This window comes from Paraprevotella clara YIT 11840, assembly GCF_000233955.1.
Lineage (GTDB): Bacteria > Bacteroidota > Bacteroidia > Bacteroidales > Bacteroidaceae > Paraprevotella > Paraprevotella clara.
This window is the reverse complement of record NZ_JH376625.1, coordinates 78,419-105,064: the sequence shown is the minus strand read 5'-3', so window position 1 is coordinate 105,064 and position 26,646 is coordinate 78,419. Positions and strand designations below refer to the sequence as shown.

The following is a 26,646-nucleotide window of genomic DNA, read 5'->3' as shown; positions in this document are numbered from 1 at the left end:
GCTTCATAGCCCAACGGAACAGCATGAAAAGAAACTTGAAAATCGCGATTAAGCGAGCGCAGACCGAGCTTGCTCGAAGGATGCCGAGCGTGAGCGATTTACGCAAAAAGTGGCTCTACCTCATCCTTCTGGCCATCAGTGCCAACGCACTGGCGGACATGGGAGGTGCCGCTTTCTTGCATATACCCCGGAACGAGATCCCGGCTCCGGCCGAACCGGACACCATCCGGCCACGTTTCAGCGTGAAGCGGACGGCGCCCCGCGACGAAGACGACCTGAAAAAACGAAGCTTGGACCTGAAAGACCCGGACAACCTGAAAACGGATACCGTTTACGACCCGGCGACAGGCAATTACACCATCGGTACCAAAGTGGGCGACAGTTACCTGAACGCCCCTTTGCTAATGTCGCCGGAAGAATACCAGGAATGGAGCCTGCAAAAGTCCTTGCAGAACTACTACCGGCAAAAGAACAGCGAAGCTTTCGAGAATGAAGGCAAAAACAAATTCGACTTCACGGACATGCAGTTCGACCTGGGACCGGCCGAGAAAATATTCGGTCCCGGTGGCGTGCGTATCAAAACCCAGGGTTCCGCCGAACTGAAAATCGGGGGTAACCTGAAGAAGACGGACAACCCGAGCCTCTCGGAAAACCGCCGGAAGACCTTCGGATTCGATTTCGAAGAGAAAATCAACATGAGCATGAACGGTAGCGTGGGCGACAAAATCAACATGAACCTGAACTACAACACCGACGCCACGTTCGACTTCGACGCGCAAAGCATGAAACTGCGCTACGAAGGCAAGGAAGACGAAATCATCAAGTTGATAGAAGGGGGTAACGTATCGCTTCCCACCAATTCCTCGCTCATCAAAGGCGCTTCCTCGCTGTTCGGCCTGCGGGCTGACCTGCAATTCGGCAAACTGAAACTGCAAACGGTCGTTTCCCAAAAGAAATCGGCCTCGAAAAGCGTGTCGTCCAAGGGCGGCACGCAAACGCACAATTACGAATTCTCGGCTACCGAATACGAAGAAAACCGGCATTTCTTTCTCGCCCACTTCTTCCGCGAACATTATGACCAGAACATGAGCAAGCTGCCCACCGTCATGTCCGGCGTCACCATCAAGCGTATCGAGCTTTGGGTGACGAACAAAACGGGAAGTTATGAAAGCAACCGCAATATCGTGGCCTTCACCGATCTGGGCGAACATGACCATATCTCCAACCCGATTTGGAGCAAAGGCAGCGTGCAAGTGGCCGCCAATGCCGCCAACACCCTCTATTCGACCATGACCACACAGCATGCCGCCGCACGCGACATCAGTCAGACGTCGAGCGATCTGGACGCCATCGCGGGCTTTGAAGGCAGCGTGGACTACGAGAAGCTGCAAAGCGCACGCCTGTTGTCTTCTTCGGAATACACCGTAAACAATTCATTGGGCTACGTGTCGCTCAACTTTACCCTGCAACCGGACGAAGTCCTGGCCGTAGCCTTCGAATACACCTACAACGGCACAACCTACCAAGTGGGCGAGTTCTCGGCCGACCTGACCGACAATACCCAAGCCCTGTTCGTCAAGGCCCTGAAAAACACATCGAACACACCGCAGATGGGCAACTGGGACTTGATGATGAAAAACGTGTATAGCCTGGGAGCTACCACCACGCAAAAGGACAAATTCAAGCTGGACATCCAATACCAAAGCGACTCTGCCGGGGTGTACGTGTCCTACATTCCCGAAGCCAAATACAAAAACACCAAGCTCCTGCGGGTAATGAACTTAGACCGTCTGGATGCCAACAACCGTCCGAATCCGAACGGACAGTTCGATTATGTGGAAGGATACACCATCAATAAAGGACGCATCTACTTCCCCGTGACCGAACCTTTCGGAAGCCACCTGCGCCAATACCTGAATGATGAAGCCTTGGCCGAGAAATATTGTTTCGACGCACTGTACGACTCCACCAAGACCATGGCCAAACAGATAGCGGAAAAGAACAAATTCCTGCTCTCCGGAGAGTACAAGGGAAACAACGGTGCCGAAATCAGCCTCGGCGCCATGAACGTGCCGCAAGGCTCCGTGACCGTGACGGCGGGAGGCGTGACGCTGACGGAAAACACGGACTATACGGTGGACTACTCGATGGGCGTAGTGACCATCATCAACCAAAGCATCATCGATGCCGGCACGAACGTAAGCGTGGACTTCGAAAGCAACGACAACTACGGCATGCAGCGCAAAACGCTCGTAGGATTCAACCTGCAATACGACGTGAGCAAGGACTTCACGTTCGGCGGAACGTTCATGTTCCTGAACGAACAGCCGCTCACCACAAAAGTAAACATGGGCGAAGAACCTTTGAAAAACACCCTGTGGGGCGTCAACCTCTCGTGGAAGAAAGAAAGCCAATGGCTGACCAACCTGATAGACAAAATACCGCTCATCGACGTGACCGAGCCTTCGCAAATCAGCTTTACCGGGGAGTTCGCCCAACTCATTGCCGGGCAAAACAAGAAGATACAGGGGTCGGCTTCCTACATCGACGACTTCGAGAACACGAAAAACGGCATCAGCGTGATGCAGCCCACCAACTGGATGATTTCCAGCGTGCCGTCCGACTTTGAAGAAAGCAAGCTCGTCAACGACGTGCGCGGAGGCTACAACCGCGCCCTGTTGAGCTGGTACACCGTGGATCCGCTCTTCACGCGTCAAAGCTCCTCGCTCACGCCCGCCCATATCAAGAGCGACCTGAACCAACTCTCCAACCACTATGTGCGCGAAGTGTACGAACGGGAACTCTATCCCAACAAGACGCAGACCAGTTACAACTCGGCTGCTTCGCTCCCGGTAATGAACCTCGCATTCTACCCTACCGAACGGGGAGCCTACAACCTGGATCCGAACTTGGACTACAACGGAAGACTCACCAACCCCAAAACCCGTTGGGGCGGCATGATGCGTAAATTGGACACCAACGATTTCGAGACGGCCAACATCGAATACGTAGAATTCTGGTTGCTCGACCCGTTCATCTACACCCGTGACAAGGGCGGCGATTACGGAGGTGACTTCTATTTGAACTTAGGAGAAGTGAGCGAAGACATCCTCCACGACGGAAAGAAATTCTTCGAAAGCGGAATGCCCATCGACGGAAACTCCAACTATTACACGGAAACGGCGTGGGGACGCGTGCCCAACACCACCAGCGTGGTCTATGCCTTCAACAACGAATCCGGAGCACGCGAACGACAGGACATCGGATTGAACGGACTCAACAGCGAAGAAGAACGTACATTCGGCGCCTACCGTGAGTTTCTCATGGCCGTACAAGGGAAAGTGAGCCCGCAAGTGTACGATTCGTTGATGAACGACCCGGCCGGAGACGATTACCACTACTTCCGGGGATCGGACTACGACGCCCAGCAACGCAGCATCCTCGACCGTTACAAGTATATCAACCTGCCGGAAGGCAACTCGCGGTCGAATGAAAACGCAAACGAATCGTACGACACTTCATACAAGACCACACCCGACGTGGAAGACATCAATCAGGACTACACATTGAACGAGTACGAGAAATATTACCAATATAAAATCAGCATCCGTCCGGAAGACTTCATTGTGGGGCAAAACCATATCGTGGACAAACGTACGGCAAGCGTCAAGCTCCGCAACGGCAACACGGAAGAGGTGAATTGGTATCAGTTCCGCATACCGCTTACCGAATACCAAAAGAAAGTGGGCAACATCAACGATTTCACGAGCATACGGTTCATGCGTATGTTCCTGACCGGTTTCGAACAGCCCGTCATCCTTCGTTTCGCCACACTGGATCTGGTGAAAGCCGAATGGCGTTCCTACGAACAGGCTCTTTATGCCGGCGAAATGCCCACCACGAACGGAAGCATGGAAATATCGGCTGTCAACATCGAAGAAAACAACGACAAGACACCGGTGAACTACGTACTGCCTCCGGGCATCAGCCGCGTAGTGGATCCGGCACAAAGCCAACTGGCCGAAGACAACGAACAGGCCCTCTCGCTGACGGTACGTAACCTGGCCACGGGAGACGCCCGCGCCGTGTACAAGAACACCAACCTGGACATGCGCCAGTACAAACACCTCCAAATGTTCGTCCATGCCAACGCGCTGGCCGAGAATGTAACCGAAACGGAAGACAATCAGACCAGTATCTTCATCCGGCTCGGCTCGGACTACAAGAACAACTTCTACGAATACGAAATTCCCTTGAAGCTGACGGCAGCCGGACGCTACGACACTTATTCCGCCGAACAGTGCCGCGCCGTATGGCCTGAAGAGAATATGCTGGACATCGACCTCTCGGTGTTCACCAAAGTAAAACAGGCACGCAACCGCGAGAAGAGCCTCGGCAATACCAACCTGACCACACTCTTCTCCGTCTACGACGACAACCGGCCGAACAACAAGGTAAGCGTCATGGGTAACCCGACCTTGGGCGAGGTGAAGACCATCATGATCGGCGTGCGCAACAATGCCCGTGCAACCAAGTCGGTGGAAGTATGGGCCAACGAGCTTCGCCTGCAGGAATACAGCAATGATGGCGGTTGGGCCGCACAGGGTACCCTGAATATACAATTCTCCGACCTGGGTTCCGTCAATCTGACCGGACACATGGAAACAGCCGGATTCGGAGGCATAGAAGACAAAGTGAGCGAACGCAACCAGGAAGACATGTACAATTACAGCATCACGACCAGCTTCGAACTGGGCAAGCTGCTGCCGGAGAAAGTACGCTTCACGGCGCCCATTTACTATTCGTTCAACAAAGAGGTCATCAAACCGAAATATAATCCGCTCGACACGGACATGTTGCTGGAAGACGCTCTCGATGCTTGCACCACGGAACACGAAAAAGACTCGTTGAGAAGCCTGACCACCACGGAGACCACGAATAAGAACTTCAGCCTGAGCAACGTGAAGTTCAACATCGCCACGCCCAAACACCCCATGCCATACGACCCCGCCAACTTCTCGTTCAGCTATTCGCACAGCGAGTCCAACAAAACGGGCGAAACCACGGCTTGGGAAACGGAAAAAAACTGGAACGGAGCGTTCAACTACAACTATTCTCCCGAATACAAGCCTTTCGAGCCGTTCAAGAAGATGATTAAAAGCAAGAGTAAATGGTGGGACATCATCCGCGACCAGAACTTCAACTACTTGCCGCAAAACATCAGCTTCAACACGAACATCCTGCGCAACTATTACGAGTACCAGGAACGGGACATCGAGAATCTGGAAGACCCGACGTCGCTCCCTCTCTCCTTCTCCAAAGAGTTTTTGTGGAACCGCGATTTCAGTCTGAAGTGGGACTTGACCAAAAACCTTCACTTCTCGTTCAACTCTGCCACCCATGCGGAAATTGAAGAGCCGAACGTTCCGGTCAACAAGGATCTCTATGCAGACCAGTACCAAGTATGGAAAGATTCCGTATGGCACAGCATCAAAGGATTCGGAACTCCGCTCGACTACCAACAGGACTTCACGGCCTCGTACAAAGTACCGCTCGAAAAAATACCGTGCTTCTCGTGGATGTCCCTTGACGGCAACTACACGGCCAACTATTCCTGGGAACGCGGCATGGAACTGGAAGACGGAACTTCTTACGGCAATACCATCAACAACCAGCGTTCGGCTACGATAAACGGACGCTTCAACCTGGAAACGCTGTACAATTTCTCTTCTTTCCTGAAAGAGGTCAACAAGAAATTCTCGGCCAGCGAACGGAAGAAAGCCAAGGACAAAAGCAACCGTGAACGGGAGAAGGCCAAGGCACAAAAAGAAAAAGAGAAGGAAGCCGCCGCCAACGGGAAGGACGGGCAAAACAAGGACGGGAAGGACAAAACGGACGGCAAAACGGCGGACAACGCCAAAGGCACGGCCAACGCCAAGGTGAAAAACCCGAAATTCAAGGGATTTGCCGGTGAAATCACCCTGAAACCCGATACGACCGTGGAACTGGCGCACAACCAAAAGAGCCGCCGCATACGCGTCACCGCCGTAACCGCTGCCGGACGCCGCTACCCCATCAAGTTCAAGAAACTGGATAAGAACAAGATTCGCATCCTGAACATGGACTCCGTAAAACTGCGTGTCAACGTCATAGCCAAGACACCGGCAAAGGAAAAGCCTTGGTACCCCTACTTACAAGGGGCCACACGCTTCCTGATGATGGTGCGCAACGTCAGTGTCAGCTACCGTAACACGTTCGCCATGTCCTTGCCGGGCTTCCTGCCCAACGTGGGCGACATGCTCGGACAACGTACGGGCGGAGGCATGCAACCGGGATTGGATTTTGCGTTCGGCCTCACCGGCGAAAGCTATATCGACAAAGCCAACGAGCGGGGATGGCTGCTCAACAACGACAGTATCAGTACGCCGGCCACCACCAACGCCATGGAGGACCTCCAACTTAAAGCCACGTTGGAACCTATCCCGGACTTGAAGATTGACTTGAATGCCAGCCGGACGGTGAACAGTAACAAGAGCATACAATATATGTATGCGGGCATGCCCACCACGCAAAGCGGCAGCTTTACGATGACCACCATTTCCATCAAATCGGCCTTCGAAAGCCGGGGCGACGCCGGAAACGGATACAGCAGCAAGACATTCGCCCGTTTCCAACAATACCTCAACACGTTCCAAAGCCGTGTGGAAGCCCGCTATGCCAATGCCACCTATCCGGCTGCTACCGGACTACAGGGCAAGTTCGACCCGGCCAACGGTACGGTAGACAAGTATTCGTCCGATGTCATGATACCGGCTTTCCTGGCCGCTTACACCGGAGGAGGAGACATCAACTCCCCGTTGGACATTTTCCCGAGTCTGGCACGCATGCTGCCCAACTGGACCGTATCCTACAAAGGCCTGGCCTACCTGCCTTGGATACGGGATCACTTCAAGAGCGTCACCCTGAACCACTCCTACAAGAGCATCTACTCCGTGGGGGCTTACAATACGTACAGCAGTTGGATGGAGTACATGGGCGACCTGGGATTCATACAAAACACTACGGACAATGCTATCATCCCGAGCAGCATGTACGACATCAGTTCCGTATCCATCAACGAAGCCTTCTCGCCTCTGGCAGGACTGGACCTCACGTTGAACAACAACATGACTGTCAAGGTGGAATATCGCAAGACACGCGTACTCACCCTGAGCATGACCGCGGCCCAGTTGAATGAGGCTTGCAGCAATGACTTCGTCATCGGATGGGGCTACAAAATCAATGATTTCAAGTTCTCTACCCTCTTCGGAGGCCGACGTAAGAAAACCGGAAGGGACAATAACAACAAGCAAACGAATGCGGCCAACAACCGGAACAATACCCGCAAGAGCGGTACTTCGGCGAAAAACAGCCGCGTCATCAGCCACGACCTGAATCTGCGTTTCGACTTCTCGTTCCGTAATCAGGACGCCATTACGCGCAACATCCAGACTTCACTGTCTGAAGCTACAAGCGGCAACAAAGCCATCAAAGCCTCGTTCAGCGCAGACTACACGATGAGCCGTTACGTCACGTTGAGCCTCTATTACGACCGTCAGCGCAACCAACCGTTGCTCTCGTCCAACGCTTATCCCACCATCACACAAGATTTCGGGTTCAGCCTGCGGTTCTCACTGACAAGATAGAGCCTTACGCTACACGATTCGGCGGAGCAGGAAAACATCCTGCTCCGCCGAATCGTAAGTTGCCCGCTCAAAACCTTCGCTTCACATGTATATGATTTTCATCGTTCCTCCGCCCCAAACGAAAATCTCCTGAGAACGGAAAATCGTTCGGCTGAGATTGAAAAATCGTTCGGCTGAGATTGATTTTTCGTTTGGCGCAGAACAAAATGACATTCTCCTCAGCCCAGAGACGGACTTTACATCAAGCTGTATTACAACAAATTAAGAAGAAAACAGCCGCCTATGGCGAAGAAAGCCGCATCCTCCTCCGACTGTCAAACTTCTTCCTTTACCGATGCGGAAGGTGCTCCTCCTGTTTCCGAGGTGCCGACCGGTTTTAATCCCATCTTTGCCGCCCGACGAAGCATGAACTCGTATGCCGCATCGTGCTCGTTCGGTACCACGCCGTCGAGAATCGCATCTTTGATGGCACTCTTCAGACTGCCGACCTCGCGACAAGGAGACAGACCGAACACCGCCATAATCTCCTCTCCCGAAACCGGAGGCTGGAAGTTGCGCACACGGTCGCGCTCCTCCAAATCCACCAACTTGCGGCGTACCAATTTGAAATTGTCTAAGAAGCGTTGTTTACGTTGGGCGTTCTTCGAAGTAATATCAGCCTCGCAAAGTGTCATCAAGTCCTCGATGTCGTCACCGGCTTCGAACAGCAGACGACGCACAGCGGAATCTGTCACTTCCTCGTCGGCAATGACAATGGGGCGCATGTGCAGCTCCACCATCTTTTGCACATATTTCATCTTCTCGTTCATCGGCAACTTCATCTTCCGGAAAATGTCCGGCACCATCTTGGCTCCGATAAAGTTATGATTGTGGAAAGTCCATCCCGCCACGGGATCGAAGCGCTTCGTACGCGGTTTGCCGATGTCGTGCAAAAGGGCCGCCCAACGCAACCACAAATTATCCGTGTGCCGGCAAATATTATCGAGCACTTCAAGCGTGTGGTAGAAATTGTCTTTATGCGCACGTCCGTTTACCTTTTCCACCCCCTCCATAGCTGCCAACTCGGGAAAAATGAGAGGCAGTAAGCCGCATCGGGCCAACTCCACAAAGCCTTTCGAAGGCGTGGGCGTCATCATTATCTTATTCAATTCGTCGGCAATACGCTCGCGGGAGATGATCTTTATCCGCTCCCGGTTCCGTTCCAGCGCCTCGAACGTCTCTTCGTCTATATAAAAATTCAGTTGGGTGGCAAAACGCACGCAACGCATCATGCGCAGCGGGTCGTCGCTGAAAGTAATGTCGGGGTCGAGCGGCGTACGGACGAGGCGGTCTTCCATGTCCCACACGCCGTCGAACGGGTCGACCAATTCTCCGAAACGTTCACGGTTCAAACATACGGCCAGTGCATTAATCGTGAAATCACGGCGGTTCTGGTCGTCTTCCAACGTCCCGTCTTCCACCACCGGCTTACGCGAGTCATGGCTGTAACTCTCCTTCCGGGCTCCTACAAGCTCCACCTCCATTCCCTTGAACTTGACTTGTGCCGTACCGAAATTGCTGAACACACTCAGGTGTGCGCCTCTCCCCAGCCTGCCGGCCAAAGCCTTGGCCAATGCTATGCCGCTCCCCACCGTCACGATATCGATGTCCTGCGAAGGGCGCTCCAGAAAAAGATCACGCACATAACCGCCTACGACATAGCATTCCACACCCTGCTCATCAGCCACTTCCGATATTTGATGGAAAATCTTTTTGTCCAACAAATGTATCAAATCTTCCCTCGTCAAATTCCTCATTCTTCAAAAATACCATAAAATAATTGCAAAAATACGATTTTTTGCGCATCGGCTTGAATTATTCCCTCAAAAAATGGTACTTTTGCAGAGTGAATTCTGTGACAAAAAGCCTATGAGAAAAACATTATACACCTTATTGCTTCCTATTATCGTCTGTTCCTGTACGGGGCAAGAGGATAAGGAAGAAGAATACGCAGGCCGTATGCTCAATGCTGCGCGTACCTTAATGACAGAAGGAAACTACGTAGCTGCCAAAGACAGTATTCTGGCCATGCGTGAAACTTTCCCTACGGCCTTTAAAGCACGCGCCACCGGCATTATCGTAATGGACAGTATCGAACTCCTTGCGGCACAAGATACGTTGGCCATAATGGACAGTACCCTAAGGGCAGAACAGGAAATACTAAAAAAACTGGAATCTGAAAAGCGACGGGGACATAATGCCGAATATTACCGGCAACGCACGGATGTGTTCCATCTCAAACAACGTTTCGACGAACTGGGGGCCAAAGTCAAATTTTATCTGCGCAAGATAGAAGTGGACATCCTCGAAAGGGATAAAGGATTTGACGGGGATACGAACGAATAATCCACCCCACTCTTGCAAAGAAAGAAAATGAACGTCCCCTCCGTCGCTATCACAGCAAGGAGGGGACGCTTTCTATAATTACATTGTGTTTGTGTGTTACCAAAACTTATTGGCTGCCGCATTATATTCCAAACCTGCTTCGGCCATCTTGTTTTCCAATTTTTGGCGGTCCACGTCCATATCATCACATAAAGCATCGAGTGTCGGATAAAAATCCCGCAACTTCATATTGATGAAACTCATCAGCATCATCGGATCTTTCGGCATTTCTCCTTCCATCTTTAACCTCCTCGTCTTATCATTATAAATGTCCGTTCCTGACCGTCACCACCAAGGTACCTATGCAAAGCACAGCCGCCACCAGACAGGCAAACAATACGTGCCATATGTATGTATCCATCTGAAAAAATAATCTTTTTACCTTAAACAAACCGTAACCTACGCGTATCTTTACCTTAAAACCATTACCTATTAATATCTTTTTCGTGATACAAAGGTACAAACAGGACGTTTATCCTGCAAGATGAATAATCATTTTGAAATGAGTTCCGGTAAATTCTTGACCTAAATCAAGAATTTACCGGAACGTTGTATCAGATGTAACAAAGATGTTACAATAAGAACCTCACAATATCATTATAACAAGCCAGCACCATAAGCCCCATGATCAAGGCCATACCTACCACTTGGGCGCGTTCGAGGAACTTGTCGCTGGGCGGACGACGAAGAATCATCTCGGCAATGAGGAACAGCACGTGACCGCCATCCAACGCCGGAATGGGCAGGATGTTCATGAAAGCCAGCATCAGGCTCAGGAAGGCTGTAGTCTCCCAAAACGTCAGCCAATCCCACGTAGCAGGGAAAATGCTCCCGATAGTGATGAAACTGCCCACACTTTTCGCACCGTCGGCCGTAAATAAGTACTTCAAGTCGCTTACATATCCGGAGAGTACATCTATCCCATGGGAGATACCGGCCGGAATACTGGCCCAGAAACCATAGTCCACCTTTATAGGTTTATAATACGCCGAAAGGGTTTGTTTCAACAATCCTAATTTGTAATCTGCCCCAAGTTCCAATGTCACGGTATCCGTACGAGCGCCATCTTTCGACTGGTAAACCACAGACAGGCGGCTCAGACGCACGCTATCCTCATGGGACGGGCTGCCGGCCATCAAAGGTTCCATGCGTACTCTCATGATTTCGTCAAAGTCGCTCCACGTAGCCACCGGCTTTCCATCCATCGCCACGATGCGGTCTCCGCTACGGATTCCGGCTTCATACACCGGAGAGGAAGGAAGAACAGAATCTATGACCGAGGGAATGAAAGGAACCATGAACGGCGGATTGGATTTAAGCATCTCCAACATGTTCATATCTTCCGGCATCGTCAGACTCACTTCCCGGCCCTCGCGCAGCACAGTTACCTCACGGGCCTCCGATACGGCACGGTAAACGGAACCGTCCCATTTCCGGATTTCTTCACCGTCCACCGCCAATAAGACGTCTCCGTCACGGAAACCTAATTTTTCCGCTTGTTCGTTGAACTGGTATCCCATCGTCATGTCCTTGGCCGGTATATACTGTTCGCCCCAATGAAAAAGAATCATGGTGTAGATAAACAAAGCCAAAAGGAAATTGACCACTACACCTCCAATCATGATAAGCAGACGCTGCCACGCCGGTTTGGCACGGAACTCCCACGGCTGCACCGGCTTTTTCATCTGCTCGGTGTCCATGCTCTCGTCTATCATACCCGCAATCTTCACATAGCCTCCGAAAGGAAGCCAACCGATACCGTACTCGGTCTCATTGTCCTTGCACTTGGGAAACAAACGGGTAAACCACTTGTCTTTCGTACTAAATAAGTGGAAATAAGGATCGAAGAAAAGAAAAAATTTCTCCACTTTCACGCGGAAGAGTTTGGAGAAAAAGAAATGTCCTCCCTCGTGGAGCACTACGAGAATCGAAAGCGAGAGCACCAACTGGAGGGCTTTAATCAATGTTGCATCCATGTAATATTGTGTTTGTTTTGTTTTTGTTTAACATGCCCCGACGTACTCCTCTGCAATCCGGCGCGCCTCGGCATCCGTCTGCAAATAATCCTCGTACGTGGGTTTCTTTACGAAAGAAGTCTTCCGCATCGTATTTGCTATCACATCGCTCATCTGCAAGAAGCCGATACGGTCCTCCAAAAAGGCACGATTGACGATTTCGTTAGCCGCATTGACAATGCAAGGCATGTTTCCACCCTCATGCAAGGCTTCATACGCCAAAGCGAGGTTACGGAAACGACGGGTGTCCGGCTCCTCGAAAGTGAGCGTGCCTACCCGGAACAAGTCCAGACGTTCGAACGAACTCTGTAAACGCAAGGGATAGGAGAAAGCATATTGTATGGGCACACGCATGTCCGGCATTCCCAACTGCGCCTTGACCGCCCCGTCGGCAAACTGCACGGCACTGTGCACGATAGACTGTGGGTGTACCACCACCTGTATCTGTCCCGGCTCGACGCCGAATAGCCATTTGGCCTCTATCACTTCAAAACCCTTGTTCATCATCGACGCGGAGTCGATGGTGATTTTCGCCCCCATCGACCAGTTCGGATGTTTCAACGCCTGGGCTTTGGTCACCGAAGCCAACTGTTCATGGGAAAACGTGCGGAAAGGGCCGCCCGAAGCCGTCAGGATAATCTTCTCTACAGGACTTACCTCGCCTGCCAAACATTGAAAGATGGCAGAATGTTCCGAATCCACCGGAATGATGTCCGCATGATAATCATTTGCCAGACGGTTAATCAGTTCCCCGGCTACGACCAACGTTTCCTTATTGGCCAATGCTATGGCTTTTCCCGCCTTAATCGCACTGATGGTCGGCCTTAAACCAGCAAATCCGACCATAGCCGTCAGCACCACATCCACCGGCCTTTCCTGCACAATCTGACAAAGCGCTTCCGCTCCGGCATACACCTTGATGGGCAAGTCGGCCAACGCATCGCGCAACACCTCGTACTTGTCCTCATTGGCAATGACTACCGCTTCGGGCATGAAACGGCGTGCCTGTTCTATCAGCAGTTCCACCCGGTTGTTTGCCGTCAGTACATACGCCTCATACAAATCGGCATGTTCCTCGATGACTTGCAAGGCCTGCGTCCCGATAGATCCCGTGGAACCTAATATCGCAATCTTTTTCTTCTCGTTCGTATTCATCCAAGGTATTATTCTCATTCCCCCAAAGCCAAAAGGCCATCGGGCAAAGTCATGTAAATCTTACGGTTTTTATGGTCGATATCCTCCACCAAGTCTTCACCGGCCGGAAGCAAAATCTTCCCGCCAGAAGGAGTAGCGACTTCAAAAAGAACATTCAACGTAGATTCGTCTACCGCTTCCACCTCTCCCAATTCACCATGAACCGTGTCCACGACCGTGAAACCGGTAAAGTAACTCCACGTATATTCTCCCTCATGTACCTCTTCCGTCAGGGCCTTCGGAAAGTAAACTTCCACGCCGACCATGCGGCGTGCCTGCTCTTCCGTATCCACCCCTTCGAATTTCATCAAGACCGTCGTATCGCTCCGAAAGCGGTATTCTTCCATAAAGAAAGGCACCAGTATTCCGTCCATACGGCATACCACATACTCCGCTTCCACACGGTCGAACACATCGTCCGTAAAGGCCATGTTCAATTCCCCCGACACCCCGTGTGTCTTGGTCAACATACCTATTTTATATACTTCGTCTTCGCGTATCATTCTTCTACACGTTTGATGCAAGCTCCCAATGCCGTCAGACGCGATTCGATATTCTCATATCCCCGGTCTATCTGTTCGATATTGCTGATACGGCTTGTCCCGTCTGCACTCATGGCGGCTATCAATAGAGCAATTCCGGCACGTATGTCAGGCGACGTCATGCGTCCGCCACGCAAACGGATTTGATGGTCGTGCCCGACCACCACGGCCCGATGCGGGTCACAAAGGATAATCTGCGCCCCCATATCAATCAACTTGTCCACAAAGAACAAGCGGCTCTCGAACATCTTCTGGTGAATCAACACCGTACCTTTGGCTTGTGTGGCCACCACGAGCAACACACTCAACAAATCCGGGGTCAATCCCGGCCACGGCGCATCGCTCAAGGTCATGAACGAACCGTCCAGGAAAGAATCAATCTCATAATGGTCATGCCTCGGGATGAACAAATCATCTCCATGACGAAGCACTTGCACGCCCAAACGGCTGAAAGTATAAGGAATGATGCCTAAATTATCATACGACACATTCTTGATGCTGATACCATCGCCCACCATGGCCGCCATGCCAATGAAACTGCCCACCTCAATCATGTCCGGCAAAACCGTATGTGCGGCACCGTGAAGCGAATCTACTCCTACGATGGTGAGCAGGTTGGAAGCTATTCCGCTGATGTTCGCCCCCATACGGTTGAGCAAATGACAAAGTTGTTGGATATAAGGTTCGCACGCAGCATTATATATCGTTGTCGTACCCATAGCCAACACTGAAGCCATAATGATATTGGCCGTACCCGTGACCGAGGCTTCGTCGAGCAACATATACGTACCACACAACCGCCCGGCATGAATGTCGTATACGCCCCGTCGGATGTCATAATCAAACTTGGCCCCCAATTTCTGGATTCCGAGAAAATGCGTATCCAACCGACGGCGTCCGATTTTGTCTCCTCCCGGCTTAGCCACCATGGCACGGCCGAAACGGGCTATCATCGGGCCGATAAGCATCACGCTTCCCCGCAGTTTGGTACAACGCGCCAGAAACTCATCGCTCTGCACATATTCCATGTTCACCTCGTCAGCCTGAAACGTAAAGTCGCCCGGAGCATTCCGCGTGACTTTCACACCGACATCTTCCAACAAACGGATTTGGTTGTTCACATCCGAGATGTCGGGTATGTTTTTGATACGTACCGGTTCTGAAGTAAGCAACGTCGCACAAATCACCTGCAAGGCTTCGTTCTTCGCGCCTTGGGGTACTATCTCTCCGGTCAAACGACGACCACCCTCTATAATAAATGAAGCCATACGAACAGAACCGCCGCTTAATTTTTCCGTTTGTTCTTCCGCCCGACATTACGATAAGCCACTGGGGCACGCCCCGGCTGAACCTTATCATATTGGTCGGAGAACAAGTGAAAACGTTCTCTATCCAAATGCACGTTACCATGCGTATAGTGGTCCAAATCCAAAGCCACTTTGTCATCGTCCATGGCATCCTTGTTCCAATTACCCAAGCTCCGTTTCATCTGCCCGGCTACCAACAGCGTCAGTTCTTCCCGTTCCGCACCCTCCGGCATCTCGGCCAATTTACGTATCAACGCTTCCAACAAAGCCCCGTAATGACGATAACGGATCTTTTTCATCGGATAGGCCATAGGAGACGGCTTACTGTCCCCTCCTACTTTTCTGGGCGTCACTTCGTACGGATAATCAATATCCAACTTATAATCGGCCATGATAGCCAAATGATCCCACAATTTATGCTTGAAATCCGGTACGTCACGCAAATGCGGAAACATGTTTCCCATTATCGAGACTATCGTGCGAGCACAACGTTGACGCTCCTCACGGTTTTCCAGCGTGAGCGCATAATCCACCATTTCCTGGATGCCGCGTCCGTACTCCGGCATCGGTAATTTCTTACGTTGGGTATTATATATCATTTACAAAAGTTTTTTCGGTTTTGAAGCTACAAATTCTTTCAAATAGAAAGGCTCGAAATAAGCCACGTCTTCAAATCGGCCCAGCACAAAAGCCTTCTCTGCCAAAGGCCCCATGTTCCGGGCCAAAGGCATGACATCCGGAAGGAAATGCGCATTCGGGTGCGTAATTCCAGTCTTGCATTTCTCAGCGCCGTCACCCAAAAAGTACACCGGCCGTTCGTTCAGGAAGTCTTGGTAAGTGCTCTCGTCCACAATGTCGGCTCCGATGGCCCGTACCGGTCTCAAAGCCCTGTCGTACAAAGCGGCATATACTTCCATCCTGCGCGCATCTATCATAGGACACAACAAAGCGTCTTCAGGCAAATCTTCCTGATAGAGCAGCACCGGCACGCACAACAATTCCAACGTCGGGACAGCTATCAGCTTCAAACCGCGGGCATAGCAGATGCCTTTGGCCATCGACACACCGATACGCAATCCCGTATACGACCCCGGCCCCTGACTCACTGCCACCGCATCGAAAGGAATTCCGTGATTGTCGATATAAGAGATAGCTTCGTCCACAAAAACACCTAACTGCACCGCATGCGAAGGCCCGCTTTTGTCTACTTTTTCAAACAATACCGCCCCGTCTTCTGTAACGGCTACCGAGCAAACCTTCGTACTCGTTTCAATATGCAGTATACAAGACATAAACTATTTTTTCCTTAGAATAACTCCGCAAAGTTACCATTTTATCCTATTATTTTCCTACTTTTGCATAAAATAATTATTAAATCATGATTCAATCAATGACGGGCTACGGCAAATCGACTGCCGTAGTGAAAGGCAAAAAGATACACGTGGAAATCAAATCCCTCAATAGCAAGGCTTTAGATCTTTCTGCACGTATCGTACCGCTCTATCGGGAAAAGGAAATGGAAATCCGCGCCATGATCAGCCGGACGCTGGAGCGCGGAAAAGTGGACTTCACCATCTGGGTGGAAAAAGACGACACGCAAACGGCTACACCTATCAACGGCGTTATCTTGGACAACTATTACCAGCAGATTAAACAAATCAGTGAAGAACGCCATATTCCCCTTCCGGCCGACTGGTTCGCCACGTTATTGCGCCTGCCGGACGTCATGACCCGTACGGAAGTGGAAGAATTGGACGAGGAGGAATGGACAGCCGTACGGACTGCCATCGAGGAAGCCATCGGCAAGCTCGTGGACTTCCGCAAACAGGAAGGTGCCGCACTGCAAAAGAAATTCACCGAGAAAATACAAAACATAGGCGATTTGCTGAAAAGCATCGAACCATACGAGCAAAGCCGCACCGAACGCATCCGCCAACGTCTGGTGGAAGCCTTGGAAACGATTCCCAATGTGGAATACGACAAGAACCGCCTGGAGCAGGAAATGATTTATTATATCGAGAAACTGGATATCAACGAAGAGAAACAGCGTCTGGCCAACCACTTGAAATATTTCATGGAGACCATGGAAAACGGTCATGGACAAGGCAAGAAGTTAGGCTTCATTGCCCAGGAAATGGGACGTGAAATCAACACGACGGGAAGCAAGAGCAATCTGGCCGAAATGCAGAACATCGTGGTGAAGATGAAAGACGAACTGGAACAAATCAAAGAGCAAGTGCTCAACGTAATGTAACCCTACCGACGACAATGACAGGCAAATTGATTATCTTTTCCGCTCCCAGCGGCAGCGGGAAAAGCACGCTCATCAATTATCTGATGGGACAGGACTTGAATTTGGCTTTCAGCATCAGTGCAACCAGCCGTCCGCCACGGGGGACGGAGCGTGACGGGGTGGAATATTTCTTCCTCACGCCCGAAGAGTTCCGCCAACGCATCGCCAACGGTGAATTCCTGGAATATGAGGAAGTCTACAAAGACCGCTTCTACGGCACCTTGAAAGCGCAGGTGGAAAAGCAACTGGAAGCCGGACAGAACGTAGTGTTCGACGTGGACGTACATGGCGGATGCCACATCAAAGAATTTTACGGCGACCGCGCTTTAAGTATGTTCATCCAACCGCCCTCGGTGGAAGAGCTTCGCCGCAGACTGGAAAGCCGGGGCACGGATACGCCGGAAGTCATAGACGACCGCATCGCACGGGCGGAATACGAACTGACATTCGCCCCCAGATTCGATACGATAGTCGTAAACGACGACCTCGAAAAGGCCAAAGCCGAAGCACTGGCCCGCCTGAAAGCCTTCTTGCACCCATAAAACCCACAGCCCATGGACGACAAAACCATCCAAAGGAACTTACAGACCAGCATCATACTGTTCGTCTTATGTCTGATAGTCACCATCGCCGCAGCCCTTTTGCAATGGACCGAAATCACCATCGCCATGGGAGTGTTAGCCGTGGTGCAAGCCTACATCATCTACGTATGGTGGCACCGGAAACGCCATCGGAAACCCCATTTCCAACATAAATCCCACGAAAGGGCATGACGGAAACGGGCATCTACGGGGGGTCTTTCAATCCTATCCACCGGGGACACGTGGAGTTGGCCGAACGCCTTTGCCGGGATGAAGGGTTGGACGAATTGTGGTTTATGGTATCTCCCCAGAATCCATTCAAAAAGTCGTCTCCCGATTTATTGAATGAAAATATCCGTCTGGAGCTAGCCCGCATGGCCGTACGGGAACATCCCTGCCTCAAAGTGAGTGATTTTGAGTTCCGCCTGCCCCGCCCGTCCTACACGGCAGACACTTTGGCCGCCTTACGGCAAGCTTATCCCGACCGGCTCTTCACATTAGTCATCGGTGCAGACAACTGGCTTGCTTTCAAGGACTGGAAGAAACCGGACGAGATTCTAAGCCACCATCGCATCTTGGTCTACCCCCGTCCCGGTTACGCGGTGGAGGCCGCGTCCCTTCCCCCCGGTGTCAAGCTTACGGACACCCCGCTCATCGACATCAGCTCCACCGAACTCCGCCGTCTCATCTCCCAAGGCGGCGACGCCTCTTACGGATTAGACGAAGCGGTCTGGCAGGAAATCCGCAAAAAAGGATACTATCGGAAAGCATAAGGCATCTGAGTGAATAAAACAGACATGCCCACTGTCTCTTCCACGATTCAGCAGGCATGTCACATCTTTACGGCATCCTTCTCTCACAAAAGCCGATATGCCGACTCATTCATTATACCAATTTTACCTTCAATACCGGTGCTATGTCATTCGTCTTCTCCTCCGGCAACATCACTTTCAGGCCGTCTTCGCCACAAGTGAACTTCACCTTTCCGTAACCTAACAACTCCACACTTTTCACCTTTCCTTTATAATAAGGAGAACCTTTACGGAAGCTTTTCATCATGATTACTTTGCTTTCAGGCCATCCTAAAGCCGTAGCATACACGACCTTCTTGCCTTTCTGTACAAAACGTACATCCTTTGCCGTATAATTCTGCCCTTCATTGAACCCCTGCGCTTTCATCGGGTTGGCAGCCTCAGCCAAAGGTCCCTCGCCGAACGTCGTCCACGGGCGAGTACCATAAATACTTTCTCCGTTGACATCCATCCATGCTTTGATATCTTTAAGAATCGCCACTTCTTTCTCGTCTATGGCACCGCTTCCCCTCAAAGGTACACTCAACAAAAGGTTACCGTTCTTGCTCACGATATCCACCAACATCTTTACCACTTGGCTTGCAGGCTTGTAACCATTACGGTCGTATACGCTCCGCTCATAATGCCAATTGCCCAAGCAAGTACACGTCTGCCAAGCTTTCTCCTGCGGACGATCGGGTATGCCACGCTCCACATCCCATACCATGGCCTCCTTATGCTTGTCTTCAAGAATCTTGCCCGTCACCACGGCGCGCATCTTTCCCTTGTTCTCTTTCAGGCTCGTGTTATACATGTGAGCTAAGATTCTCACGCCCTCGTCACTGATAGGATAGAACGGCAACACAGTATCGTCGAAATACAACACGTCGGGATGATAACGGTTGACCACATCCAACGTCCGGTTATACACCTTCGTCTTGAAATCCTCCGAAGGCTGGGAGGCTCCGTTACCCCAAGCCCACTGCGAATGGATAGCCCCGACATTCTTGCTGTCCTTGCTCCGTTCGTGTCTCTGCTCATATAAGTCCTGGGGATCGTAACCTTCCCACCATTTTCCTTTCCCATCGGCTTTCGTCAACTTGCCATCGAAATCTTGTGAACCTTCCATCCAAGTCCAAGCGTGGGAGGCATGAATACTCACACCAAGCGGCAAGCCGTATTTCTTACACGCCTTGGCCCACTCGCCCACGACATCCCGTTTCGGACCCATGTTCACGGAGTTCCACGGTTGGTACTTGCTGTCCCAAAGGTCCATATTATCATGATGGTTACCCAATGCCATGAAATAACGGGCACCCACGCTCTTGTAAAAACGTACCAGAGAATCAGGTTGCCACTCTTCGGCCTTCCATTCATTAATCACGTCCTTAAACCCGAAATCCTTCGGATTACCATATTTTTTCACGTGCACGTCATACTGCCAATGACCCGGATAGTACATGTGACGCGCATACCAATCGCCCGACTCCGGTTCGCACTGCGGCCCCCAATGCGCCCAAATGCCGAATTTGGCATCGCGAAACCAATCCGGACACTCATACGCTGCCAAAGATTCCCACGCCGGTTGGTATTTGCCCGTCTGCATCGGTTCGGGCTGTACGTTTTGCTGTGCTGCCGAAGGGACGCATGCAAGCATCGCCGCCCCACAACACAAAGACATCATCCATTTGTTTCTCATTATCTCATTTATTTGGTTTTGGATGCAAAATTAAATATTTATCCTTAAAACAGAATTGCACTATCCAAATTCAATATAGGATTTTATAGGCTTTTTTCACATCATACCGGACTGCCTTGCTTCAATATCTCATCGGAAGCTTCCGACTGCAAGTCCTTTCCCACCTCGCGGTCGAACAATATTTTAAACGTATAAGCACAGCTGCAAGGTTTATGTTCCGGAAAGCGGATTTCAAGTCCCTCGTCCGTCAACTGCCAATCCAGTTTCTCCGCGGACCCCAAGAGCACGATGTCTTGGAGCCGGGCACCGGCCACCGCTTCCTTGTCTAAGGACTTGATGAAGACGGAAGATAGATGAAAAAAGAGGCCATACCCTGCGGCATAACCTCCTCTCCATAAAAACTAAACCATAAAACATCTTTATGTCCAACCACGGCGATAAGCACTGTGACCGTAAAATACCACAACCACAAAGCAAATGAATGGCAAAACGAAAGACAAGTTTACCGCCGGCATCCCCCAAAGCGTGTGCAGGTCGATGATAGCCGCCTGAGCCGGTGGCAATATTGAACCGCCAAGGATGGCCATAATCAGCCCGGCGGCCCCGAACTTGGCATCTTCGCCCAAACCCTGCAAGGCGATACCGTATATGGTGGGGAACATGAGCGACATGCAAGCCGACACGCCCACGATGCAATACATACCCCAAATGTTTTGCAGGAACATGACGCCCACGGTAAACAATGCAGCAAAAACAGCCAACGTCCGCAACAGCAACCCGGAATTGAAGAAACGTAACAAGAACGTACAAATGAAACGGCTCACGCAAAATACGGCCATCGCAGCAATATTGAACTGTTGTGAACGCACCTCGGCAGCCTGCTCAGCCATGCCCATCGACATGAAAAGGCGGGTACCGTATTGAATGATAAACGTCCAGCACATGATTTGCGCTCCTACGTAGAAAAACTGCGCAACCACGCCCTCACGATAACGACGCACAGCTACAAGACGCTTCAACGTAGGCAGAAAATCAATCTTACCCGACGTATCGCGATGACGCGGCATCCTCACCAAACGGACGAGCACTAACATGGAAAGCGTCACCAGTCCTACCACCAGATAGGGAGCGATGAGCGTCTCCAAATCCGCATCGCGCACCGCTTCGAACTCGCTACCGGACAGCAAGGCACGCCCGGCGGTATCCAATGGGTGCAACCGACGCTGGATGAATTCCATAGCCACGTACATGCCCAACAAGGCTCCCATGGGATTGAAGGCCTGCGCCAAATTAAGCCGTCTCGTGGCTGTTTCCTCCGCCCCCATTGAAAGGATGTATGGATTACAACTCGTCTCCAAAAAAGATAGCCCGCAAGTAAGGATGAAATAGGCTATGAGGAACGGATAATAGTCCCCCGTCATCTTGGCGGGGAAAAAGAGGAAAGCTCCCAATGCGTACAACCCTAAACCCAACATGACACCTGCCTTGTAGGAATAACGGCGGATGAACATGGCGGCCGGAAAGGCCATGGCGAAATAACCTCCGTAAAAAGCCACTTGTACGAGCGTACCCTCCGTCACACTCATACGGAATATCTTGGAAAAGGATTTTACCAATGGGGTAGTCACATCATTGGCGAATCCCCACAGGGCAAAACAGAAGGTAATAAGCGCAAATGGAACCACGGCAGCCCATGTACCGTCGCCTATAACTGGAATTTTCCGACTATCTTTCATATTTTCGTTTTTTTGATATTAGATCAAAGTTTAAAATCACTCATAAAGGTAAAACATTCTCTCCATCGGTTGCCACTTTTCCGCCGAAGACGCACCGGGGGCGGCCTTCTGGAACACAGACATATAATCTTCCCATTCCTGTTGGCGCGGTAGTGTGGCCAGTTTTGCCATGGCCTCATCCCAATCGAAGTCCAACGGAGTCTCTACTATCATGAAGAGCTTGGTGCCCAATATGTAGATTTCCATCTCCAGAATACCCACCTCACGGATACCCTGCCGGATTTCCGGCCAAGCTTCCTCACGGCTATGGCGCCGACGGTATTCGGCAATCAGTTCGGGATTGTCCCGCAATTCCAATGTCTGGCAATAACGCTTGACAGGCTCATTATATTGCTTTACTTGATAACCTTTCATATTTTTTTAGATTATAATTTGAATTTCGTTCTTATTCTTGATTTTTCCGCACGCTTCGGCTTGCACTAACAGGTTGCCGATGGCCGTAGCCTCTACCGGGCCGGCCAGTACAGGAATGCCCGTAGCCTCTTCCGTCAGACGGTTGAGCAAGCGGTTGCGGCATCCGCCGCCGATGACATGCAGGCACTCCACGGGCCGGGGCAACAGGGCGTTCATTTGTTGTATCCCCATCCGGTAACGCTCCGCCAACGACTGCAACACGCAACGCACATATTCGCCTTGCGTAACCGGCACTTTCGTTCCCCGGACCCGGCAATAGTCCGCAATGGCCTTTTCCATATCAGCCGGATGCTTGAAATCCGGTGCATCGACATCTATGGACGAAACATCTTCTGCCTGCTCCGCCTCGGCTATCAGGAAATCGTAACCGGCACGCCATCCACGAGTTTCCCATTGACGGACGAGGCATTGCAATATCCACAAACCCGTGATGTTTTGCAGGAAGCGGATATGTCCACCCACGCCGCCTTCGTTGGTAAACCCTGCACGGCGGGCCTCTTCGGTCAACACAGGCTCGTCCAAGGCGACACCCAGCAACGACCACGTGCCGGAACTGAGAAAAGCACTGACCGCCTCCTTTCCCTTGCGGAAAGGAACAGCATGCACGGCACTGGCCGTATCGTGAGAACCTACGGCCACCACCTTGACTCCCGGGGACAGGCCGACCTCGGCAGCGACTTCCGGGCACAACGTCCCACGGACAGTTCCCGGCTCCAACAACTCGCCGAACAGATGTTCCGGCAAACCCAGTTCGCGTATCAGCGACATGTTCCATGTGCGTCTACGCGCATCCAAAAGTTCGGATGTCGATGCGATACAATATTCATTGCCGGGCACGCCGGTCAGATAATAGGCAAACAAATCGGGCATGAACAGCAAATGGCGGGCTTCGCGCAACCAAGCCTCATTCTCTTTTTTCCGGGCATAGAGCTGGAACATCGTATTGATGGGCATCACCTGTATGCCGGTTTCGGCGTAATGCGCTGCCTCGTCTATACGGGCGAACACTTCCTCCGGGGTGTCGGCCGTGGAAGCGTCACGGTAACACAAAGGATTCCCCATCAGATTGCCGGCCCTGTCCACCAACCCGTAGTCCACACCCCACGTGTCGATGCCGATGCTTTCCACATCGGCATACTTGGCCGCAGCACGGCGCAGCCCCTCTTTCATCTCCTCGAACAAGGCAGGGAAGTCCCAGTACACATGTCCGCCCAACCGTACTTGCCGGTTGGGGAAGCGATGCAATTCGTCCAGTTCCAACTGCCCGCCGGACACGCGCCCGGCTATCACCCGTCCGCTTCCGGCTCCGAAATCCACAGCCAAGAACGTACTCATGGTTTCTTGCCCAATATATAAGTTTCCAAATCGTCTATTTCTTCCTGCGAAAGGACTTCATAACGGCCTCCCGAGAGCACGATGATGCGGCAGGCCATCTCGAAGAACATGGCACGCTCGAAAGCCTGGTCGAAATCCTTCCCGCACACCACCTGCCCGTGCTTGCGCAGCAAACAGGAATTATGGTCTTTCAGAGCTGCCTTCACCTGCTCCGCCAACTCGGGTGAACCGGGACGGAAATAAGGAATCACGGGTATCTCGCTCCCCACGTGGCAAGGCACCTCCGCCGTCACGTTGAAGTTTCGGGGTATCTCCTTCATACAGGCCACCGCCGTAGCGTAAGGCGACTGGAAGTGGAGCACGACATCCACATCGGGACGCTCGCGCAGGACACCGAGATGGAATCCGCTCTCCATCGAGGGCTTCACTCCGTTCAAGACTTCCCCGTCGGCCACACGGCATACGGCTACTTTCTCTTTTGTCAAAGAGGGCACCCAAGAACCGGTACCAGACACCAAAGCCTCCTCTCCGATGCGCCAGGAAAGGTTGCCGCTGCTGCAAACGGTCAAACCGGCATCCCCCACACGGTGGGCCTGCATTATGAATTTTTCTATCTGTTCTGAGGTTATCATATCATCTTTCTTTTTTTCAAAGCCATTCAAAAATCAACGTCGAAAACAACAGACAGAACCGGACGGAGAAACTTTCACAAGTTTCCCGTCCGGACAATCTGTCAACTTTCAACACTAAACATTATTCACTTATCATTTATAAATAGGTCCATACACCCGACATGCACGGTAGTCGGCTCCCTCCTTGTCCATGCCGAACGCATTCCACGCCGCCGGACGGAATATCTTGTCTTCCTCCACATTGTGCATGCAGACGGGAATGCGGAGCATCGAAGCCAACGTAATCAAATCTTGCCCGATGTGGCCGTAACTGATGGCTCCGTGGTTGGCTCCCCAGTTGTTCATCACGGAATAGACATCACGGAAAGCCGGTTTGTCGCACAAACGGGGCACGAACCAAGTTGTAGGCCAAGTGGGGTCGGTACGCTTGTTAAGCACCTCATGGATTTCCGGATCCACATCGGCCGTCCATCCTTCGGCAATCTGAAGCACCGGACCTAATCCTTTCACCAGATTCAGACGCGACATGGTGACGGGCATCCCTCCTTTCGACAAGAAGTTGCTGGAAAAACCGCCCCCACGGAAATAATCACGGTCGGCCGGCAACCAGTTGGTGGCCTTCAGGCAAGCCTCAGCGTCCTTCTCCGTCATCTCCCAACAAGGTTTCATGCAGGGCTCGCCTGCCGCATTGGTGCTTTCGCCCGTGGCATCCAACGTGGTGGCACCCGAGTTAATCAAATGAATCATGCCCCCCGCTGCCAGACCGGTCAGTTCTTTTCCCGTCACACGCTTCACGGCTTCGGGACTCCAATACGTACGCACGTCGCTGAACATCTGCCCGCAACCGGTCAGCAAGTTGCCGAACAACATGGCCACAGCGTTACAGGAGTCGTTTTCAGTAGCCAACACGTATGCCTTGCGGATACCGTTCCAGTCGAACGTACTGCACATCAGGGCTTCCGTGAAATCGCCGTTGGGTTTCCAGTCCGTCCACTGACGCTGTCCTTGAAAACCGGCGGCAATGGCATTATGCCCGATGGCCTCCTCCTTGAAGCCCATCTCACGAAGCCGGGGATTACCCTGCATCAAGTCGCGCACGATAAGGGTCATCTTCACCACAAACTCCCAATCGGCATCTTTCTGCTCCCGGGTTTTCTGCCGTTCGGGACGGTTCTTGTCCCATCCCTCCTTCGTCTTGCAATATTTCTCCGTCCAGGCCATGGCTTTCGCATATTCTTCGTGGTCGTAAATGCCCTCTTCCATGCGGCGCAGGATTTCGGTTTCATCGACACTCTCATTGCGCATGCCCAGATACTCCTGGAAGAAATTCTGGTCTACGATGCTCCCTGCAATACCCATGCACTGGCTACCGATGGACAAATAGCTTTGCCCGCGCATCTGGGCCACAGCCACGGCTGCACGCGCCCAACGCAATATCTTCTCAGCTACGTCGGCCGGAATGGAATTGTCATCCAAATCCTGTACGTCGCGCCCGTAGATGCCGAACGCGGGCAATCCTTTTTGGGCATGTCCGGCCAACACGGCTGCCAAATATACGGCTCCCGGCCGTTCTGTCCCGTTGAAGCCCCATACGGCTTTCGGCCAATAAGGATTCATGTCCATCGTCTCCGAGCCATAGCACCAGCAGGAAGTTACGGTAATCGTAGCCCCAACCCCTTCACGCTCGAATTTCTCGGCACAGGCAGCACTCTCGCCCACGCGCCCTATCGTGCCGTCGGCAATCACGCATTCCACCGGCGTACCGTCGCTATACTTCACGTGCGAAGAAATCAAATCTGCGACAGCCCGAGCCAAACTCATGGTCTTGTCTTCCAAACTTTCGCGGACACCGCCCTGCCGACCGTCGATGGTCGGACGAATACCAATCTTAGGATACTTGTTCATAATATTAAAGGTAGTTTGTGAATAATCATATTG

The 26,646-nt window shown here is 51.7% G+C and carries 21 protein-coding genes; 6 read left to right on the top strand and 15 right to left on the bottom strand.

All coding sequences use genetic code 11. The annotated features are described in order from the left end of the window. Positions 1–23 precede the first annotated feature (23 nt). Positions 24–7,685 (top strand): T9SS outer membrane translocon Sov/SprA, encoded by a 7,662-nt coding sequence (gene sov / locus HMPREF9441_RS14420; protein ID WP_008622475.1) that lies wholly within the window; start codon positions 24–26, stop codon positions 7,683–7,685. A 314-nt stretch (positions 7,686–7,999) separates the two neighbouring features. Here sov and HMPREF9441_RS14415 read toward each other — a convergent pair whose 3' ends face one another. Continuing rightward, the gene (locus HMPREF9441_RS14415) at positions 8,000–9,481 is read right to left on the bottom strand and encodes a CCA tRNA nucleotidyltransferase (protein WP_008622473.1); all 1,482 of its coding nucleotides are present in this window, start codon (positions 9,479–9,481) and stop codon (positions 8,000–8,002) included. A 112-nt stretch (positions 9,482–9,593) separates the two neighbouring features. Between HMPREF9441_RS14415 and HMPREF9441_RS14410 the strand changes: the two genes are divergently transcribed. Beyond that, the gene (locus HMPREF9441_RS14410) at positions 9,594–10,070 is read left to right on the top strand and encodes a hypothetical protein (protein ID WP_244949791.1); all 477 of its coding nucleotides are present in this window, start codon (positions 9,594–9,596) and stop codon (positions 10,068–10,070) included. 96 nt (positions 10,071–10,166) lie between these two features. On the opposite strand, the gene HMPREF9441_RS14405 is transcribed toward HMPREF9441_RS14410, so the two are convergent. The 7 genes from HMPREF9441_RS14405 to tsaB form a co-directional block, all read right to left on the bottom strand. Next, positions 10,167–10,349: a DUF4250 domain-containing protein gene (locus HMPREF9441_RS14405; RefSeq protein WP_008622471.1), complete on the bottom strand. Its 183-nt coding sequence runs from the start codon at positions 10,347–10,349 to the stop codon at positions 10,167–10,169. Positions 10,350–10,681: 332 nt separating this feature from the next. Further along, on the bottom strand, positions 10,682–12,085 hold the full coding sequence (gene rseP / locus HMPREF9441_RS14395; RefSeq protein ID WP_008622469.1) for an RIP metalloprotease RseP: 1,404 nt from the start codon (positions 12,083–12,085) through the stop codon (positions 10,682–10,684). A gap of 27 nt (positions 12,086–12,112) precedes the next feature. Beyond that, positions 12,113–13,279 (bottom strand): 1-deoxy-D-xylulose-5-phosphate reductoisomerase, encoded by a 1,167-nt coding sequence (locus HMPREF9441_RS14390; protein ID WP_039865404.1) that lies wholly within the window; start codon positions 13,277–13,279, stop codon positions 12,113–12,115. 14 nt (positions 13,280–13,293) lie between these two features. Next, positions 13,294–13,821 (bottom strand): ribosome maturation factor RimM, encoded by a 528-nt coding sequence (gene rimM, locus HMPREF9441_RS14385; protein WP_008622467.1) that lies wholly within the window; start codon positions 13,819–13,821, stop codon positions 13,294–13,296. Then, on the bottom strand, positions 13,818–15,128 hold the full coding sequence (murA, locus tag HMPREF9441_RS14380) for a UDP-N-acetylglucosamine 1-carboxyvinyltransferase (RefSeq protein WP_008622466.1): 1,311 nt from the start codon (positions 15,126–15,128) through the stop codon (positions 13,818–13,820). Before murA ends, rimM begins: the two co-directional genes overlap by 4 nt. A gap of 17 nt (positions 15,129–15,145) precedes the next feature. Further along, complete coding sequence (locus HMPREF9441_RS14375; RefSeq protein ID WP_008622464.1) at positions 15,146–15,766, bottom strand: DUF4290 domain-containing protein; 621 nt, start codon at positions 15,764–15,766, stop codon at positions 15,146–15,148. Then, positions 15,767–16,459 carry a tRNA (adenosine(37)-N6)-threonylcarbamoyltransferase complex dimerization subunit type 1 TsaB gene (tsaB, locus tag HMPREF9441_RS14370; protein WP_008622463.1) on the bottom strand — a complete coding sequence of 231 codons (693 nt, stop codon included), beginning with the start codon at positions 16,457–16,459 and terminating at the stop codon, positions 15,767–15,769. It lies immediately after the preceding gene. Between the two features lie 86 nt (positions 16,460–16,545). On the opposite strand from tsaB, the gene HMPREF9441_RS14365 reads away from it, so the two are divergent. The 4 genes from HMPREF9441_RS14365 to nadD are packed head-to-tail and all read left to right on the top strand — an operon-like array spanning position 16,546 to position 18,814. Next, a complete protein-coding gene (locus HMPREF9441_RS14365; RefSeq protein ID WP_008622461.1) occupies positions 16,546–17,421 on the top strand; it encodes a YicC/YloC family endoribonuclease in 876 nt (291 codons plus the stop codon). Positions 17,422–17,435: 14 nt separating this feature from the next. After that, positions 17,436–18,002, top strand: coding sequence for a guanylate kinase (gene gmk / locus HMPREF9441_RS14360; RefSeq protein WP_008622459.1), 567 nt, complete (start codon positions 17,436–17,438; stop codon positions 18,000–18,002). A 12-nt stretch (positions 18,003–18,014) separates the two neighbouring features. Further along, positions 18,015–18,233 carry a hypothetical protein gene (locus HMPREF9441_RS14355; protein WP_008622458.1) on the top strand — a complete coding sequence of 73 codons (219 nt, stop codon included), beginning with the start codon at positions 18,015–18,017 and terminating at the stop codon, positions 18,231–18,233. Further along, positions 18,230–18,814 (top strand): nicotinate (nicotinamide) nucleotide adenylyltransferase, encoded by a 585-nt coding sequence (gene nadD, locus HMPREF9441_RS14350; RefSeq protein WP_008622457.1) that lies wholly within the window; start codon positions 18,230–18,232, stop codon positions 18,812–18,814. Before HMPREF9441_RS14355 ends, nadD begins: the two co-directional genes overlap by 4 nt. Positions 18,815–18,926: 112 nt before the next feature. Here the strand turns inward: nadD and HMPREF9441_RS14345 are convergent, their stop codons facing one another. The 7 genes from HMPREF9441_RS14345 to fucI all read right to left on the bottom strand — a co-directional run bounded on the left by HMPREF9441_RS14345 (position 18,927) and on the right by fucI (position 26,613). Then, positions 18,927–20,531 (bottom strand): alpha-L-fucosidase, encoded by a 1,605-nt coding sequence (locus HMPREF9441_RS14345; RefSeq protein WP_008622456.1) that lies wholly within the window; start codon positions 20,529–20,531, stop codon positions 18,927–18,929. A gap of 101 nt (positions 20,532–20,632) precedes the next feature. Further along, positions 20,633–20,869: an alpha-L-fucosidase C-terminal domain-containing protein gene (locus HMPREF9441_RS14340; protein ID WP_333598321.1), complete on the bottom strand. Its 237-nt coding sequence runs from the start codon at positions 20,867–20,869 to the stop codon at positions 20,633–20,635. A gap of 81 nt (positions 20,870–20,950) precedes the next feature. Continuing rightward, a complete protein-coding gene (gene fucP / locus HMPREF9441_RS14335) occupies positions 20,951–22,267 on the bottom strand; it encodes an L-fucose:H+ symporter permease (protein ID WP_008622454.1) in 1,317 nt (438 codons plus the stop codon). A 36-nt stretch (positions 22,268–22,303) separates the two neighbouring features. Further along, positions 22,304–22,681 carry an L-rhamnose mutarotase gene (locus HMPREF9441_RS14330; protein WP_008622453.1) on the bottom strand — a complete coding sequence of 126 codons (378 nt, stop codon included), beginning with the start codon at positions 22,679–22,681 and terminating at the stop codon, positions 22,304–22,306. A gap of 6 nt (positions 22,682–22,687) precedes the next feature. Further along, the gene (locus HMPREF9441_RS14325) at positions 22,688–24,076 is read right to left on the bottom strand and encodes a rhamnulokinase (protein WP_008622452.1); all 1,389 of its coding nucleotides are present in this window, start codon (positions 24,074–24,076) and stop codon (positions 22,688–22,690) included. Then, entirely contained in the window at positions 24,073–24,708 is a 636-nt protein-coding gene (locus tag HMPREF9441_RS14320) for a class II aldolase/adducin family protein (RefSeq protein ID WP_021981494.1), read from the bottom strand. Before HMPREF9441_RS14320 ends, HMPREF9441_RS14325 begins: the two co-directional genes overlap by 4 nt. 132 nt (positions 24,709–24,840) lie before the next feature. Then, on the bottom strand, positions 24,841–26,613 hold the full coding sequence (gene fucI / locus HMPREF9441_RS14315) for an L-fucose isomerase (protein ID WP_008622450.1): 1,773 nt from the start codon (positions 26,611–26,613) through the stop codon (positions 24,841–24,843). Positions 26,614–26,646: the final 33 nt, after the last annotated feature.